This is a genomic window from Novosphingobium sp. PhB57 (genome assembly GCF_004342985.1).
In the GTDB taxonomy this organism is placed as follows: domain Bacteria; phylum Pseudomonadota; class Alphaproteobacteria; order Sphingomonadales; family Sphingomonadaceae; genus Novosphingobium.
The window spans coordinates 19,254-34,110 of sequence record NZ_SMBO01000014.1 but is presented as its reverse complement, the minus strand read 5'-3'; the positions used below and the strand labels follow the sequence as shown (position 1 = coordinate 34,110).

At 66.3% G+C, this 14,857-nt stretch carries 16 protein-coding genes; 5 read left to right on the top strand and 11 right to left on the bottom strand.

All coding sequences use genetic code 11. The annotated features are described in order from the left end of the window. The 4 genes from xseA (at position 1) to EDF58_RS23455 (ending at position 3,717) form a co-directional block, all read left to right on the top strand. Positions 1–1,518 (top strand): exodeoxyribonuclease VII large subunit, encoded by a 1,518-nt coding sequence (gene xseA / locus EDF58_RS23470; RefSeq protein WP_132269948.1) that lies wholly within the window; start codon positions 1–3, stop codon positions 1,516–1,518. Positions 1,519–1,545: 27 nt separating this feature from the next. Next, entirely contained in the window at positions 1,546–1,749 is a 204-nt protein-coding gene (locus EDF58_RS23465; RefSeq protein ID WP_132269946.1) for a DUF2093 domain-containing protein, read from the top strand. 74 nt (positions 1,750–1,823) lie between these two features. Then, a complete protein-coding gene (locus tag EDF58_RS23460; protein WP_132269991.1) occupies positions 1,824–2,645 on the top strand; it encodes a M23 family metallopeptidase in 822 nt (273 codons plus the stop codon). A 91-nt stretch (positions 2,646–2,736) separates the two neighbouring features. Next, complete coding sequence (locus EDF58_RS23455; protein ID WP_132269944.1) at positions 2,737–3,717, top strand: esterase-like activity of phytase family protein; 981 nt, start codon at positions 2,737–2,739, stop codon at positions 3,715–3,717. Positions 3,718–3,947: 230 nt separating this feature from the next. Here the strand turns inward: EDF58_RS23455 and rpmB are convergent, their stop codons facing one another. Further along, positions 3,948–4,232 (bottom strand): 50S ribosomal protein L28, encoded by a 285-nt coding sequence (gene rpmB, locus EDF58_RS23450; RefSeq protein ID WP_132269943.1) that lies wholly within the window; start codon positions 4,230–4,232, stop codon positions 3,948–3,950. Between the two features lie 114 nt (positions 4,233–4,346). Here rpmB and EDF58_RS23445 point away from each other — a divergent pair, with 114 nt between their 5' ends. Further along, entirely contained in the window at positions 4,347–4,802 is a 456-nt protein-coding gene (locus EDF58_RS23445; RefSeq protein ID WP_132269941.1) for a nucleoside deaminase, read from the top strand. Between the two features lie 7 nt (positions 4,803–4,809). On the opposite strand, the gene EDF58_RS23440 is transcribed toward EDF58_RS23445, so the two are convergent. The 10 genes from EDF58_RS23440 to EDF58_RS23395 all read right to left on the bottom strand — a co-directional run bounded on the left by EDF58_RS23440 (position 4,810) and on the right by EDF58_RS23395 (position 14,818). Beyond that, complete coding sequence (locus EDF58_RS23440) at positions 4,810–5,181, bottom strand: hypothetical protein (RefSeq protein ID WP_165921554.1); 372 nt, start codon at positions 5,179–5,181, stop codon at positions 4,810–4,812. Between the two features lie 144 nt (positions 5,182–5,325). Further along, the gene (nadC, locus tag EDF58_RS23435) at positions 5,326–6,186 is read right to left on the bottom strand and encodes a carboxylating nicotinate-nucleotide diphosphorylase (protein ID WP_132269938.1); all 861 of its coding nucleotides are present in this window, start codon (positions 6,184–6,186) and stop codon (positions 5,326–5,328) included. 222 nt (positions 6,187–6,408) lie between these two features. Further along, a complete protein-coding gene (locus EDF58_RS23430) occupies positions 6,409–7,206 on the bottom strand; it encodes a LytTR family transcriptional regulator DNA-binding domain-containing protein (protein WP_132269936.1) in 798 nt (265 codons plus the stop codon). A gap of 46 nt (positions 7,207–7,252) precedes the next feature. Next, positions 7,253–8,416: a histidine kinase gene (locus EDF58_RS23425; protein ID WP_132269935.1), complete on the bottom strand. Its 1,164-nt coding sequence runs from the start codon at positions 8,414–8,416 to the stop codon at positions 7,253–7,255. A gap of 63 nt (positions 8,417–8,479) precedes the next feature. Continuing rightward, a complete protein-coding gene (locus EDF58_RS23420) occupies positions 8,480–9,199 on the bottom strand; it encodes a DsbA family protein (RefSeq protein ID WP_132269933.1) in 720 nt (239 codons plus the stop codon). Between the two features lie 102 nt (positions 9,200–9,301). Further along, on the bottom strand, positions 9,302–10,660 hold the full coding sequence (locus EDF58_RS23415; protein ID WP_132269932.1) for a M48 family metalloprotease: 1,359 nt from the start codon (positions 10,658–10,660) through the stop codon (positions 9,302–9,304). Between the two features lie 130 nt (positions 10,661–10,790). Beyond that, positions 10,791–12,227: a hypothetical protein gene (locus EDF58_RS23410; RefSeq protein WP_132269930.1), complete on the bottom strand. Its 1,437-nt coding sequence runs from the start codon at positions 12,225–12,227 to the stop codon at positions 10,791–10,793. Between the two features lie 83 nt (positions 12,228–12,310). Continuing rightward, positions 12,311–13,600 carry an MFS transporter gene (locus EDF58_RS23405; RefSeq protein WP_132269929.1) on the bottom strand — a complete coding sequence of 430 codons (1,290 nt, stop codon included), beginning with the start codon at positions 13,598–13,600 and terminating at the stop codon, positions 12,311–12,313. Between the two features lie 67 nt (positions 13,601–13,667). Next, positions 13,668–14,117, bottom strand: a complete 450-nt coding sequence (locus EDF58_RS23400; protein ID WP_243654466.1) for a DUF2141 domain-containing protein — start codon at positions 14,115–14,117, stop codon at positions 13,668–13,670. Further along, positions 14,084–14,818 (bottom strand): sterol desaturase family protein, encoded by a 735-nt coding sequence (locus EDF58_RS23395; protein WP_132269926.1) that lies wholly within the window; start codon positions 14,816–14,818, stop codon positions 14,084–14,086. Before EDF58_RS23395 ends, EDF58_RS23400 begins: the two co-directional genes overlap by 34 nt. Between the last annotated feature and the right edge of the window lie 39 nt (positions 14,819–14,857).

The window sequence follows — 14,857 nt, the reverse complement described above, 5'->3', positions numbered from 1 at the left end:
GTGCCTTTCGATGACGACGAATTCGATGATGGTCGTTCGGGTGGGCTGGTAGCGAAGCAAGCGGCCGGGGACAACGCTGCGCCGCTCTCGATCAGCGAGATTTCGAACCTTTTAAAGCGCACCGTGGAAGACCGCTTCGGCTTCGTGCGCCTGCGCGGAGAGCTTTCGGGCGTGAAGCGGGCGGCCTCGGGCCACCTCTACTGCGCGCTCAAGGACGACAAGGCGGTGATCGACGGCGTCATGTGGCGCGGCGGCGCGCAGCGGCTGGCCTTCCGCCCCGAAGACGGCATCGAGGTGATCGCCACCGGCAAGCTCACCACTTATCCCGGCCGCTCCAAATACCAGGTCGTCATCGAGACCATGGAGATCGCCGGCGAAGGCGCGTTGCTGGCGCTGCTGGAAAAGCTGCGCGCCCGCCTTGCCGCCGAGGGGCTGTTCGCGCCCGAAAGCAAGCGTGAGCTGCCCTTCCTGCCGCGCGTGATCGGCGTGGTGACTTCCCCCACCGGGGCCGTGATTCGCGACATTCTCCACCGCCTGGACGACCGCTTCCCCAGCCACGTCCTGGTCTGGCCGGTCCTCGTGCAGGGCGAAGGCTCGGCGCAGCAGGTGGCCAATGCCGTCCGCGGTTTCTCCGCGATCCGGCCCGGCGGCCCGGTACCGCGTCCCGATCTGGTGATCGTGGCGCGCGGTGGCGGTTCGATCGAGGACTTGTGGTCGTTCAACGAGGAAGTCGTGGTCCGGGCCGTGGCGGAATCGTCGATTCCCGTGATTTCAGCGGTCGGGCACGAAACCGACACCACACTTTGCGACTATGCCGCCGACCGCCGGGCGCCCACGCCCACTGCGGCCGCCGAAATGGCCGTGCCGGTGCGGCTGGAACTGGCCGCCACGCTGGACGAACTGGCCTATCGCAAGCGCCGCTGCGCGCTGCGCCCGGTCACGCTCGGCCGCGAACGACTGGAAGCGCGGGTGCAGCGCCTCCCCCGGCCCGAGGCCATTCTCGCCGCCAAGGCGCAGAAGCTGGACGAACTTTCCGAACGCCTGCGGCGCGGCCTGCGCGATGAAGCGGCGGCCAAGCGCGAACAGCTGGGCCGCACCGCCTCCCGCCTGTCACTGCCGCTGCTGCGTCACCGGGTGGAGCGCTGCGACGAGCGGCTGACGCGCGTCGGCCTGACCGCGCGCCTGCTGACCCGCCGCTGGACTCTGGCGCGCGACAGTCTGGCACCGGTTTCCCGCGTGCTGCCGCAGCTTGACCCGAAGCGCCCGCTGGAGCGGGGCTATGTCCTTGCCAAGGGGCCGGACGGCCGCGCGCTGACCAATCGCCAAGCGGCGGCGCGGGAATCGCTGCTGACGTTGGAATTCCGGGACGGCGAACTAACGGTCGCCGTCGGCACCGAAGCGCCGGTCCAGGCCGCCACGACGCCTGGAACCGTCGCCGAACCGGCACCTGAAACACCGGCGTCCAAGCGCCCGGCACGACCGAAGGCGGGCGAGCCGAGGCAAGGCGATTTGTTTTGAACGGCCGGCTCTGCTAGGATTTCGCCCATGCTTATGTCTTCTGCCGACCGCCCCGCCAAGCTCGCCTACGGACCCAACGGTTTCCGGGTGCTGAGCGGCGGACACTTCGTGCTCTGCGCCGTCACCGGCGAGAAGATTCCGCTGGAGGAACTCCGCTACTGGAGCGCCGAGTTCCAGGAGCCTTACGCCAGCGCCGAAATCGCGACCAAGCGTCTCACCGCCAAGGCATGAAGGCCCGCAAGGCCTCAAGGGCATCGCTGATCCCGGCCTCGCTGGTTCTCGGCGGCCTGGCGGCTGCCGGTGCGATGCTGGCGTGGAGCGGCCTCGCGGCCCAATCGGCGGCGCCGGTGTCGCCTGCGGCTGTCCCGGGCACCCTGACCTATAGCGGGGAACTCACCCAGGGCGGTTGGATCCGCGGCAAAGTGCCTGCCGGCACGAGCGCTCTGGCGCTGGGCGGCCAGCCGGTGCAGATCGCGCCGGACGGCACCTGGTTCGCCGCCTTCGACCGCGATGCCGGCACCATCGCCACGCTGACGGCCACGCTGGCCAACGGCCGCCGCATCACGCAACCGATTTCCGTCTCGCCGCGCGCCTGGCAGATCGAGAACGTCAATATCGCCCGCAAGCCAGGCGGCCCGACCGAAGCCTTCATGGCCCTGCGTCGGCCCGAGCTGGACCGCATCAACGCCGCGCGGGCGATGAAGACCGACGCCCAAGGCTGGCGCCAACATTTCATCTGGCCCGCCAAGGGCCGCATTTCCGGCCGTTTCGGATCGCAGCGCGTCTATCGGGGCGAGCCCGGCGCCTATCACTCGGGTCTCGACATCGCCACCGGCACCAGCGGCACGCCTTTCGTTGCCCCGGCCGACGGCGTGGTGATCCTGGCCGCCGAGAAGCCGTTCACGCTCGAAGGCAACCTGCTGATGCTGGACCATGGCATGGGCCTCAACAGCGCTTTCCTGCATTGCTCCGAGATCCTGGTGAAGCCGGGCGAACACGTCCGCCAGGGCCAGGTGATCGGCAAGATCGGCATGTCCGGCCGGGCCACCGGGCCGCATCTGCACTGGTCGATCAAATGGAACGAGGCGCGTTTGGACCCGATCCTCTTCACCGGCCCCCAGACCTGAACCGATGGGATTGCGCCGATAATATCGGCAATTCCGCAGGGCTGCAGCGAAAGCGGGTTGCAGCCTTCGCCGGAATGCTTATCCCGCCCTTGTGCGCCGCACCATTGCCCTCCTCGTCCTGCTGTCCCTGCTGCCGCTGACCTGGGGGCATGCGCCGCAGCACAAGAAATTCAAGACATTCGAACTTTCGTTCGAGCAGCTACCCCTGCCTGCAGCCCAGCGCGCCGACCCGCGTCTGGGATCGTTCAAGCTGGAGGAAGTCTGGCAGGCGCATAGCCGCACCCACTCCTTCGGCAGCTATTCCGCGCTGCTGCTGCGGCCCGGCGGCGTCATGCTGGCGCTCAGCGATTCGGGCGGATTTCTGGAGTTCAGGGCGCCGGGACAGTCGCAGGCGGAAAGCCGCATGGGCGACCTGCCCCTCTCCAAGGATGCGGACAAGGCCGCGCGCGATGTCGAATCGGCCACGCAGGACGAAACCGGCATGATCTGGCTCGGCCTGGAGGGGCGCAACGCCGTCTACCGGATGAATCCGGACTACGAGATCGAACGCCGCGCCAGCCCCCCGGTCATGGCGGACTGGGGAGTCAATTCCGGCCCCGAAGCGCTCACGCGCCTTCATGACGGGCGATTCGTGCTGCTGCGCGAAGGGTATGTCGGCTGGAGCGATCACCTGCACCAGGCCGCCCTGTTCGGCGGCGATCCCACTCTGAACCCGAACGGGCAGGGCTTTACGCTCGATTCGCCTGCGGGCTTCAGCCCCACCGACATGGCGCAAATGCCGGACGGCCGGTTGCTGATCCTGATGCGGCGCCTGATCTGGCCGATGCCGCAACGATTCGCCGGCCGAATCGCGATCGGCGATCCAGCGGACATCCGCCCGGGCGGCACCTGGAAAGTCACCGAGGTTGCGCGGCTCTCGTCCGACCTGCCCATCGACAACTTCGAAGGCATCGCAATCGCCCCGCAGGAGAGCGGCAAGCTGACCGTCTGGCTGATCTCGGACGACAACTTCTCCCCGCTCCAGCGCACGCTGGTGTGGAAGATGAGCGTCGACCCAGCCAAACTGCCGTAAGCCCAGCCGGTATTCGCTGCCGCGCGGAAACGGCTTCCGCCTGCTCTTGAGACAACAGGAACCGAGCCCCGCCTTCAGCGGCGCGGCGGATTCATGGAATTCAAGAGGAATGGGCGCGCTCCCAACCGGGAAACCAATCCCAGCCGGGCATGCGAAAAGGCGCGCAAGTCAAGCTTGCACGCCTTTTTGCGAAACCGTGTTCTTCACGCTCCCCGTAGGGAGCGGGAGAATCAGGCGGCCTGCTGCTTCTTCAGCTCGCGCTTCACCTTGACGGCGCGCGCGCTCAGCTTCGTGTCCGAAGTCTTCAGCAGCCAGTTGTCGAGGCCACCGTTGTGCTCGACCGAACGCAGGCCGTGGGTCGAGACGCGGAACTTGAAGCTGCGCTCAAGACCGTCCGACAGCAGCGTGACGTTCTGAAGGTTGGGAAGGAAGACGCGCTTGGTCTTGTTGTTGGCGTGGCTGACGTTGCAGCCGACCTGGCGGCCCTTGCCGGTCAGTTCGCAGATGCGGGACATGTCTACTCTCGCTCGAAAAAGTCTGTGGCCGTAAATACGGGAAGGCGCGCCCTTAGCGATTCCCCGGGTGAAGGTCAAGTTGCGCACAGCTTTTTGAAGGTCTAGCGCATGGCCATGACCCGCTGGCCCCTGCCCGAATACATGGAACTCGCCCTGGCGCAAGCCCGGGAAGCCGCCGATTCCGGCGAAGTGCCGATTGGCGCGGTCGTCGTGAAGGATGGAAACGTCATCGCCACCGGCCGCAACGGCCCGCGCGAGCGCCACGACCCTACCAGCCATGCCGAAATCGAGGCGATTCGCGCCGCGGCGCTGATTCTCGGCAATGAGAGACTGGAGGGATGCGAGCTATGGGTGACGCTGGAACCTTGCGCGATGTGCGCGGGCGCCATCGTCCACGCGCGAATCGCCCGGCTCTACTATGCCGCTTCCGATCCCAAGGGCGGCGCGGTCGAGCACGGAGCGCGCGTGTTCGAGCACGACCAGTGCCTGCACAAGCCGGAAGTCTATTCGGGAATCGGCGAATCGGAGGCCGCGGAGATGCTCCGCAGCTTCTTCCGGGCGAAACGGTGACCGGCGACTAGCTGAAAATGCTCTGGTCGTCCGGCGCGATGCCGCCCTTGCGGGCGAACCAGGCGCGGGCATCGCTGCGAAACAGGAAAGCCACTGCGGCGACCTGAAGCACGGTGATGACCAGCGCGAAGGCCATGTTCCCTATCCCGCGTTCGGCAAGGACCGGGACCGTGGGGATCGTCACGAGCATGCCCAGCACCGTCATCACCGTGAGTATCCACCTGGCCGCGTTCCCTGCCCTGCGGGAAATGAAGAACCACAGCGCCAGCATCAGCGCAAAGCTGAAGACCTGAATGCCCACGATGAAGTCCATTCCCAGCCCCGAGCGTGCCAGCCTGGGATCGGCAAGCGTGTCCTGCATCGACAGGACGGCATTCACCCCCGCCAACGCCAGGGAGCCGAGAAAGAATCGATCGAATTGAATGATGGAATTCGGACGCAAGGCGGTGTCCCCCGTTTCCCCTCCCCCTTTTGGGCGGGGTCGAGGGAGCATGACGGCGTGCACTCCCGTTCGCAACCGCTTCTAAAGGGGCGAGAAATCCAGCCCGATATCGGCCGCCGGGGCGCTCTGGGTGAGGCGGCCGACGGAAACGTACGTCACGCCCGAAGCGGCGATGGCACCGATCGTGGAGAGATTGACGCCGCCCGAGGCTTCGGTCGGCACACGGCCTGCGACGATGGCCACGGCCTCGCGCAGGGTAGCCGGCACCATGTTGTCGAGCAGGAGGTGATGCGCGCCCGCGGCGATGGCGGGTTCGATCTGGTCGAGATGGTCCACCTCGCAGATGATCTGCGCCACGCCCGCCGCCTTGGCGCGCGCCACCGCCGGGCCGACGCCGCCCGCCACCAGGACGTGGTTATCCTTGATCATCGCAGCGTCCCACAGGCCCATGCGGTGATTGCGCGCGCCACCCATGCGGGTCGCGTACTTTTCGAGGTGGCGCAGGCCGGGAATGGTCTTGCGCGTGTCGAGCAGCGTCGCGTGCCCTTCCATGGCATCCACATAGGCCCGGGTCATCGTTGCGATGCCGGAGAGGTGCTGGACGGTGTTGAGAGCGGAACGCTCGCCGGTCAGCATGGCGCGAGCATTGCCGGTGAGGCGCATAAGCTTGGCGCCGGGTTCGACCGGGGCGCCTTCCTCGACGAGTATCTCGATCTCCATCGCGGGATCGAGAGTGCGGAAGAAGGCCTCGGCAAGGGGCAGGCCGGCAACGATGATGGCATCGCGCGAATCCATCACGCCGGAGAACCTGGCGCCGGCTTCGATCACGCTTTCCGAGGTAACGTCATGCCCGCCACCCGGAAGCCCCACGCCGAGGTCCTCGGCAAGCGTTGCATCGACGAAGGCGGCAAGGTCGAAACCCGGGATCGCGAATGTGCTCATGCCCGCGTCTTTCGCGCGTCGCGACGGGGTTGTCGAGTATGGAAGAGAGGATTCGCGCAGAGACGCAGAGGAACAGCGCTTGCGGCGAAGCCCGCCTTTCTCCTGAGCCTCACCCCGAAGGCGCGGCAGCGGAAAAGGGGCTGCGCCGCAGACTACCCTCTCCGCATCCCAGCGTGAATGGAGAATGCGGAAAAGCCCGGGGGCCTTTCCGCATTTCCGGAATCAGTGAACGAAGCGCGCGATCACGTCGCGGTAGGATCGGCTGACCTTAACCTGCGCGCCCGAATCGAGCACCAGGAAGCATTCGCCATTGGTATGCGGCTTGACCTGGCGGACCTGGTTGAGGTTGACGATGGTCGAGCGGTGGACGCGCTGGAACACGCGCGGGTCAAGGCGGCGTTCCAGGTCCTTCATCGTTTCGCGCAGGATCAGCGAATTGTCGGCGGTGCGGATGCACATGTAGTCGCCGGCGGCCTCGATATGCTCGATCGAATCGACATCGATGCGGAAGATCTGGCCGCGATCCTTGATGTTGATAAGCTTTTCGTAGCGGTCCGCGTTGGGATCGCTTTCCTCGGGGATGTGCTCGATGGCGTCGGGGGCCACTTCGGCCAGCACCGTCTTGAGCTTCTCCGCCTCGTCCGACGAACGCTTCTCGGCCAGGCGCTGGCGCACGCGGGCAAGCGTATCGTCGAGCTTGGTCTCGTCCACCGGCTTCATCAGGTAGTTGACGGCATTGGCCTCGAAGGCGCGGACCGCGTGCTCCTGATAGGCGGTGACGAAGACGAAGAGCGGCGGCTCGATCTCCATCACGCCCTTGACCACCGAGAAGCCGTCGAAACCGGGCATCTGGATGTCGAGGAAGACGAGATCGGGCTTTTCGGTCTTGATCTTGCGGATGGCCTCGCGGCCGTTCGAGCAGGTATCGATGATCTCGACATCCGGATACTTCTCCAGACGAAGCTGAAGGCCCTGGATGGCGAGTTTCTCGTCGTCGACGAGGATCGTGCGAATGGTCATCAGTTATTGTCTCCGGCCCGGCTAACGCACGTGGGCCAAATATGTTTCATCGCGCGGCGAAAACAGGCTGCCGCGGCTGCTCGTGCATGTCTTCCGGGGTGGGTTGGCGTTCGGCGGGAAGTTCGATGAGTACGGCGAATCCGCCTTCGATCGGCTCGATCGTCTCGAATCGATGATGCTCGCCATAAGCCTGGGAAAGACGGTCGCGGATATTTGCCAGGCCAACGCCAGTGGAGACCGGCTCCCCTCCATCGTAAGTCATGCCCGACAACCTGTTGTCCGTCGTCGGACTTTGCAAGCCCGGCCCGGTGTCCGAGACGGTGATGCGAAGCATCGGCCCGACGAGTTGCGTGACGATCGTGATCTCAGCCCCGGATTCCTGCGGTGTCACGGCATATTTGATCGAGTTTTCGACCAGAGGCTGGAGCAGCAGCGAGGGCAGGAGACAGGTCTCTGTTTCCGGGTCGATGTTGAAGGTGGTGCGCAGCCTCTCCTCGAATCGCATCAGTTCGATATCGAGATAGAGCTTCAGCGTTTCCACCTCGAGCGCCACCGTGACCTGGGCGGACGGCTTGTTGATCAGGGTGTAGCGCAAGAACGAGGACAGCCGGCTGAGCATGGCATTGGCCGGCTCGGTCTGTTTCAGCAGGACCAGCGTGGAAATCGAGTTCAGCGTGTTGAACAGGAAATGGGGATTCAACTGGTAGCGCAGCATGGCGAGCTGCGCCTGCGTCGCCTGATTCTCCAGTCGGATCATCTGGTCGTTCTGTTCCTCCACCTGGAGGTAGAAATTGATGGCGTAGTAAAGCGCCGACCAGGCGCCGAGCAGCGTGGCGTCCAGATAGAAGACGCCGATGAACAGCTGGGCGAAGCTGGAATCGCTGTCCGTGCGGTAGAGCGAGATCACCCAGGCATCGATGAAGGCGTGGAGGCCCACCGCGAACGGCAGGATCATCGCCGTCAGGCCCCAGGTCACCAGGGCGCGACGGGTGATCAGCGCGCGATAGACGACGGACAGCACCAGCGAGATCGAAAAGCCGGTAACGGTCGCGATCAGCACCAGCACGAGGTATGACAGGGGCTGGGCATTGGCGATCGTGGACATGGCGCGAAGCAGCATCGCGCCGCCCCAGCCTACGAACTGCAGGCGCCAGAAGGCCTTGTCCTTGTTGGCGAAGAAAGGAATGGGCTGGATCGGCAGGACGCTCATTCTCGCTTCCTAGCCGAAATCATGCCCATGCGGAAACAGCCGATAATTCCGCAAGTCGACTTGTCAGCCCTTCTTGTCGCCCTTGGGTTCGGCGCGCGCCTCGGAGACCGCCTCGGACAGCTGGTCGAAACCGACCGCGCCGGAGATCAGCCGCTCGCCCGCCACCCAGCTTGGCGTACCGCTGAAGCCAAGGCGTCCGGCAATGTCCATGTTGCGCGAAAGCTCCTGCGCCACGGCGGGCCCGGCGGCGACCTTGCGGGCGCGCTCGATGTCGAGGCCGGCCTTCTGCGCCGCGGCATCGATGCTCTGGGCATCGACCTGGCCCATGGCGAACATGGCATCGTGGAACTGCGGGAACTTGCCCTGTTCGGCCGCGGCCAGCGCCATCTTCGCGGCGGCGGGACTTTCGGGGCCGATGATCGGCAGTTCGCGCACGACGATGCGCAGATCGGGGTTCTTCGCCAGAAGCTGGGCCACGTCGGGCAGGCTGCGGCGGCAATAACCGCAGGCATAGTCGCTGAATTCGATCAGCGTGACCTTGCCGTTCGGATTGCCGAGCACGGCGCCGGGGAACGGCGTCTCCACGTTCTGGCGCACACCGGCCAGTTGCTGGCTGGCCTGCTTGCGCTGCAGGTTGTCCATGGCCTGGGGCAGGATTTCGGGGTGCTCGAGGATATAGTCGTGAACGACCTTCTCAACCGCCACGCGGCCGCCGAACCAGCCACCGACGCCGATCAGCGCGATGCAACCGGCGATCGCTGCGAACTTCGTGCCATTACCCATCGTCGTCGAGAATCCTGTCAATTGAGCACTGCCCTTAGCGGGCTATGAGAACCGCGGCCAGAGCCGAAGGTCCGACCCGGACTGCGACCTGGGACGGGGCGTTCATCGCCGTTTCTTGCGCTGCAGTTCGGCGCGGGCCTGCATCTCGATATCCTGCGCCCGCAGCCAGTCCGGCGTGCCGGTGGGCAGCCCCGCTTCGGCGGCCTGCGCGCTCATCAGCGCGGCGTCCATCTGGCCGGTCAGCGATTGCTGCTCGGCGCTGGCCAGCCGGGCGCGCGGCATATCGCCATTGGCGGCGTAGATCGTGCCGAGCTGATACCAGGCGAAAGGATTTTCCCGATCCCGCGCGACGGCGTTTTTCAGCACCGCCTGCGCCTCGGCAAAATGGACGGAATCCTCGGTGGCGATCAGGGCATGGCCGAAGAGCGTGGCGATCAGCGGCTGGTAGCCGGTCAGTTCCGTAGCCTTGCGCAGCGGCACCAGCGCTTCGGCCGCCTGCCCCGCCTCCAGCAGGATCTGCCCTTTCAGCTCAAGGAAATAGGGATCGTTCGCATCGACCGTCAGCAGCGCATCGGTTTCGGCGCGCGCACGGTCGAGCTGCGACTGGCGGTGGAAGGCATAAGCGCGGGCGTAGTGGGCCGGCACCGAATTGTCCGTCTCGGGATAGACGCGGAACACGTCGCGCGGCTCGGCCAGGTAGCCGAACAGCTTGGCCTTCATCCGCATGAACCGCTGCTGGAGCTTGGCATCGTCCGGCTTGGCCCAGGCCGGGTCCTTCTCGTAGACGTCCTGCAAGGTCTGGATACGGTCGCCGGTGAGCGGGTGGGTGGAGTAGAACTCGTCCCCTTCCTGCGGCCGGTATCCATAGCGGAATTCGAGATTCTGCAGCTTCTTGAAGAATTCCACGGACCCGCGGCCGCTGATCCCGGCGGCGGAGAGATATTGCGCGCCGGCCGCATCCGCAGAGGCTTCCTGCGAGCGGCTATAGGCCAGGTACTTGCCCATGGCGGCCTGCTGGCCGGCCATGATGACGCCCATTGCCGCCTCGCCGGCCCCCGCTGCCGCGGCGGCCGCGCCAAGCAGGAGCGAGAGGATGGAAATGTTCGATGCCGGCTGCGCGCCCTGGTTGAGCACGGCATGGCCGCCGGTGACGTGGCCCAGCTCGTGCGCGATCACGCCCTGCACTTCGGCGGCGGTATCGGCCTGGTTGATCAGCCCGCTGTTGACGTAGACCGCCTGCCCGCCCGCCACGAAGGCGTTCACCGAGGAATCGTTGACCAGCACGATGTCGACATGGTTGGGATCGAGCCCCGCCGCCGTGATCAGCGGGCGCGACATGTCCTTGAGCAGGGCCTCGGTCTCTGCATCGCGCAGGATCGACTGCGCGCTGGCCGGAGCGGCGGACCAGCCGAGCAGCGCCAGAAAGCTCAGGAGAAGTGCGGCAAATCGCGCAAAGGGCATGCTCTACTCTGGGGCCTTTCGGCCTGAACCGGTGCTGAAGACGCTTGTCCGTCCGGATCGGGCAACTGCCGAATCAAGCCTTCAGCCTAGCGGCGGCAAGCCTGCTGGCAAGAGCGCTCTGCGCTGCGGATCATCCCAGCAGGTGCCGGGCAGCGCGGCCGAGCAGGGCCTCGTCATCGGCCACTTCGCCCAGCAGGACCAGCTCGCCCGCCTCGTTGCGCCGGGCCACCAGCACGGTGAACTCGCCCGAGCGGCCAAGGTCTTCCATCGGCAGGGGCTGAAGGGCGCGAAGCTCGCGCGCCACGCGGTCGCGGCGCGATTCGGCGGGGGCCGCATCCCGGTCATCCTCGCGGCGGAGGCGGCGTTCGTCGCGGACCAGGGCCTTGATGCCGCCGTCCGCCCCGGCGATGTGCGGGGCCAGCGCGCCCTGTTCGAGGCCCAGGCGGCGGCCATGGGCGATGACGGTGGCGAATTCGGTGAGGCGCGTCTTGTCGTAGTCGGCACCGAAGACGAGCTTGACGAGCGGCATCAGCGGCGCCCGCTCCAGCACTTTCAGCCCGGCGTCCTGCACGAGTTCGGCATAGTCCTCCGGCGCCTGCTCTGCGGCCAGCGCAAAGTCGTAGGCGCGGCCGAGCGCCGCATAGAGCGCCTGACGCGAGCGATCCTCCGCGCGGTGCGCTGCCTGTGCCAGTTCGCGCGCCGAAGCCAGCCAGTCGGCCAGCTCCATGTCGGCCGTAAGTTCCAGAATGTCCGAATCCGCGAGGTCCGGGCCGAGGGGGCCGTCCTCCGGGAGTCCGGTATCCAGGCCGGTAATCAGCCCGGCTTCGACGAGGTCCAGCGCCTGAGGCGCGGCGCTGCCGAAGCCCACGGGCGGAAGCGCGAAGGCGCCGTCCGCCGGGCCGTCCGCCCATTCCGTCAGCGGGGCCGCCGCGCGGGGCAGCGGCAGGCGATCGATGGGATCGGCCGGACCAGCCGCCGGCTCCATGCCGGTTGGCGAACCGGCCTGTTCCTTCCAGTTGATGACGCCGTAGATGCAGTCGATCGCCAGATGGTGGCGCGAGAACGGCAGCAGGATACCGCGATAGAGGATCGTGGCGCCGCGCTGGTTCACGAACTCGGCCTCGAATCCGACGGGAGCCTGATTGGCCAGGATCTGCATGTAGTGATCGGTGATGCGGGACAGCAGCGAGCGACTGGGTACGTCGTCCAGCCGCTGGATGGCGCCGTCCGTGCCGCATTCCTGCGCCAGTTCTGCCCCCAGCCAGGCGATCTCGGGATTCTCCAGCCCTTGCGAGAAATCGAGCAGGACGCCGTGCGGGCCGAAATCGGGCAGGGCTGCGGGATCGAGGTCGGCGACATCGGGGAAAGCGCGGTCTCCCAGCAGACTCGCCCAGAAATTGTAGGCACGCACCTGCATGCGCCGCTCATCCTGGGCAAAAACCGGGCTGGGGGTGATGGCAGGCGCGAGGGCAGGCGCTTCGGCATAGTTGCCCGCTTCGGCATAGTTGCCCCAGGTGCCGATTGCCGGCTCGTCCCCATCGGCAAACCCGCCGCGCAACCTGTCCATCGCTAATCCCCGTTGATCCTTCCGCCTCCTTGTGAGGGTCCATGGTGAAATAAAGTTTAAGCCGCAGAAAAGGAGGCGTTCCGTTATTTCGGACGCAGCACGCCTTCGCCCAGGCGCGGCAGCGGTGCGAGGAAGCGCAGGATCACGAAAGAGGCGATCAGGAAGACGGATGCCGCATGGAGCGCGAAAGCCAGGCTCTTCCAGTCCGCGAACATGCCCCAGGTCCAGGCGCCCAGCGCCATGCCGCCGAACGTGACGGCCTGATAGATCGACAGGCACCGCCCCAGGATCTCGTCCGGGGAGCGAAGCTGGACCGCGGTGTTGAGCGTGGTGAGGATCAGCACCCAGGCGCTCCCGGCCACGAAGGCCGCGGGCAGCGCCCAGGTCAGCTCATGCGCAGCGGCAAGGGCCCAGAACGAGAAGATGAACATTCCCGAACCCAGCGCGAGGATGCCTTCCAGCCCCATGGCGTGGCGAATCCTGCCGATGAACGGCGCCGTGGCGATCGAGCCGATGCCGAACAGCCCCAGCATGACGCCGAAGTCGATCTCCGACCCGTGCATCGAATCGTTCACCACGGCGGGGAGCAAACCCTGGTAGGCGGCCAGGCTGAAGCCCAGCGCGAAACCGCGGATCAGCAGGCGTCGCAAGGGGCCGTTGCCGAAGCAGTAGCGGATGCCCACGCCCACGGCGGGCAGGATCGGCCGGCGGTCGATCTGCCGCGCCTCGGGCCGCCACCAGAGCAGCACGCCGATCAGGCCGACGTAACTGACGGCGTTGATGGCAAAGGCGAAGGACACGTTCCACAGCGAGATCAGCAAGCCGCCCACGGCAGGGCCGATCGAGCGGGCGATGTTGAACGAGATCGAGTTCAGCGCGATGGCCTGGGGAAGCTGGTCCCGCGCGACCTGCTGGCGAACGGAGGCCTGCCACGCCGGCGAGTTGAGCGCCGTGCCGGTGCCGACGCTCAGCGTGAACGCCAGCAGGAGGAACGGCGTCATCCAGCCGAGCCAGGACAGCACCGCGAGCGCAGCCGAAACCGTCAGCATGCCGATCTGCGCGGCCAGCATTACCAGGCGGCGGTCGTAATTGTCGGCAATGGCGCCCGCGAAGACGCCGAAGAGCATGATCGGCACCGTGGCCGAAGCCTGCACCAGCGCCACGAGCTGGTGCGAAGTGGTCAGCTCGGTCATCAGCCAGGCAGCGCCGACGCCCTGGAGGGTGGAGCCGATGTTCGAGAAGAGGTTGGCGATCCAGATCGCCCGGAACACGGGATAGCGGAATGGCGAGAACGTGCCGTGCACCGGCTTGGGCACGAGCCCGGCAGTGGCCGTATCCACCACCTCCTCGACGATGTCCTCTTCCCTGGTCATGAAGTATGCCTGTTCACGAATCGGGGTTAGGCCGCGGCGCGATGGGCGGCAAGGCTCGCTCTGCCGTTCAGAGCAGGTATCGCATCTTGATCGCCATGCGGGTATTCTGGTCCCCTACGTCGAAAGCCGCCTTGTCGAAACGGGGCGGGCCCATCCGCACCGGCGCATCGCGCGAAAAGCCGAAGCCCTCGCGCGGGATCATCAGCGCGGTGTCCAGCTTGCCGTTGCCGTTCTCGTCATGGACGAGCGAGATCGCATAGCGGCCTTCCGGCACCGAGCCGAAATCGAGCCGCACTTCGCCCTGCGCCGGGATCGTCAGCTTGCGGGCCTTGGGGTCCTTGTCGCAATTGGGGAAGGTCTGCGGGTCGGCGGTCAGGCAGGCCAGGATCTGCCCCTTGGCGGAGCGCAGCCCGGTGACGGCAGCGGACACGTCCGACTGCGGCCCCGTGGCGCCCAGCACGATCGGCGCCGCCGCCAGCAGGGTCAGGGCGCCGAAACGCCCCGATCGGTGCCGCACAGATGATCCCAGAAACGAAAATAGAGGCCGTAGTTGCATCGATAAAGCTCATGATGGCGGTGATGGTGGCTGGCCGTGATCAACCAGTGGCCGAGACGCGAATGGACGAGGCGCTGCGGAAACATTTCCCAGCCCATGTGATTGGCGATTCCCATCACCGTCATGATGGTCAGGACCAGCCCGAGCATCCCGACATGGATCGGCACCAGGAACACCAGCGCCGGGACGACCACCGCGCCAGTCAGCGCCTCCAGCGGATGGAAGCTCATCGCCGCCCAGGCCGTGGGCGGGCGGCTGGCGTGGTGCACGGCATGCATCCGGCGGAACACGCGGGGCCGGTGCATCCAGCGGTGGGTCCAGTAGAACCAGGTGTCGTGCAGGAACAGGTAGATGAACAGCGATACCGGCATCCACCACAAGGGCAGGGCCAGGGGATCGGCATAGATGCGGGTCCAGCCATGGGCCTGCCAGCCCCAGGCCACCACGCCCGCAGGAATGCCGTAGATCGCGCAGGAGGCCAGCGACCAGCCAATCTCGCCCCGGATCTGGCGCTCCATCCCGGCATAGAGGCCGGGCCTGGCGCGCGCGGTGATCCAGGCGAAGAGGCCCGAGGTGCCGAGATAGCGCAAGCCGACGATCGCCGTCATCGTGACGGCGGAAACGCAGAGCGCCCACAGGCCGGGACCGGAAATCGCTGACATGTCGAGGCTTATGCGCGGTGGGCGATATTGAAGCCAGCC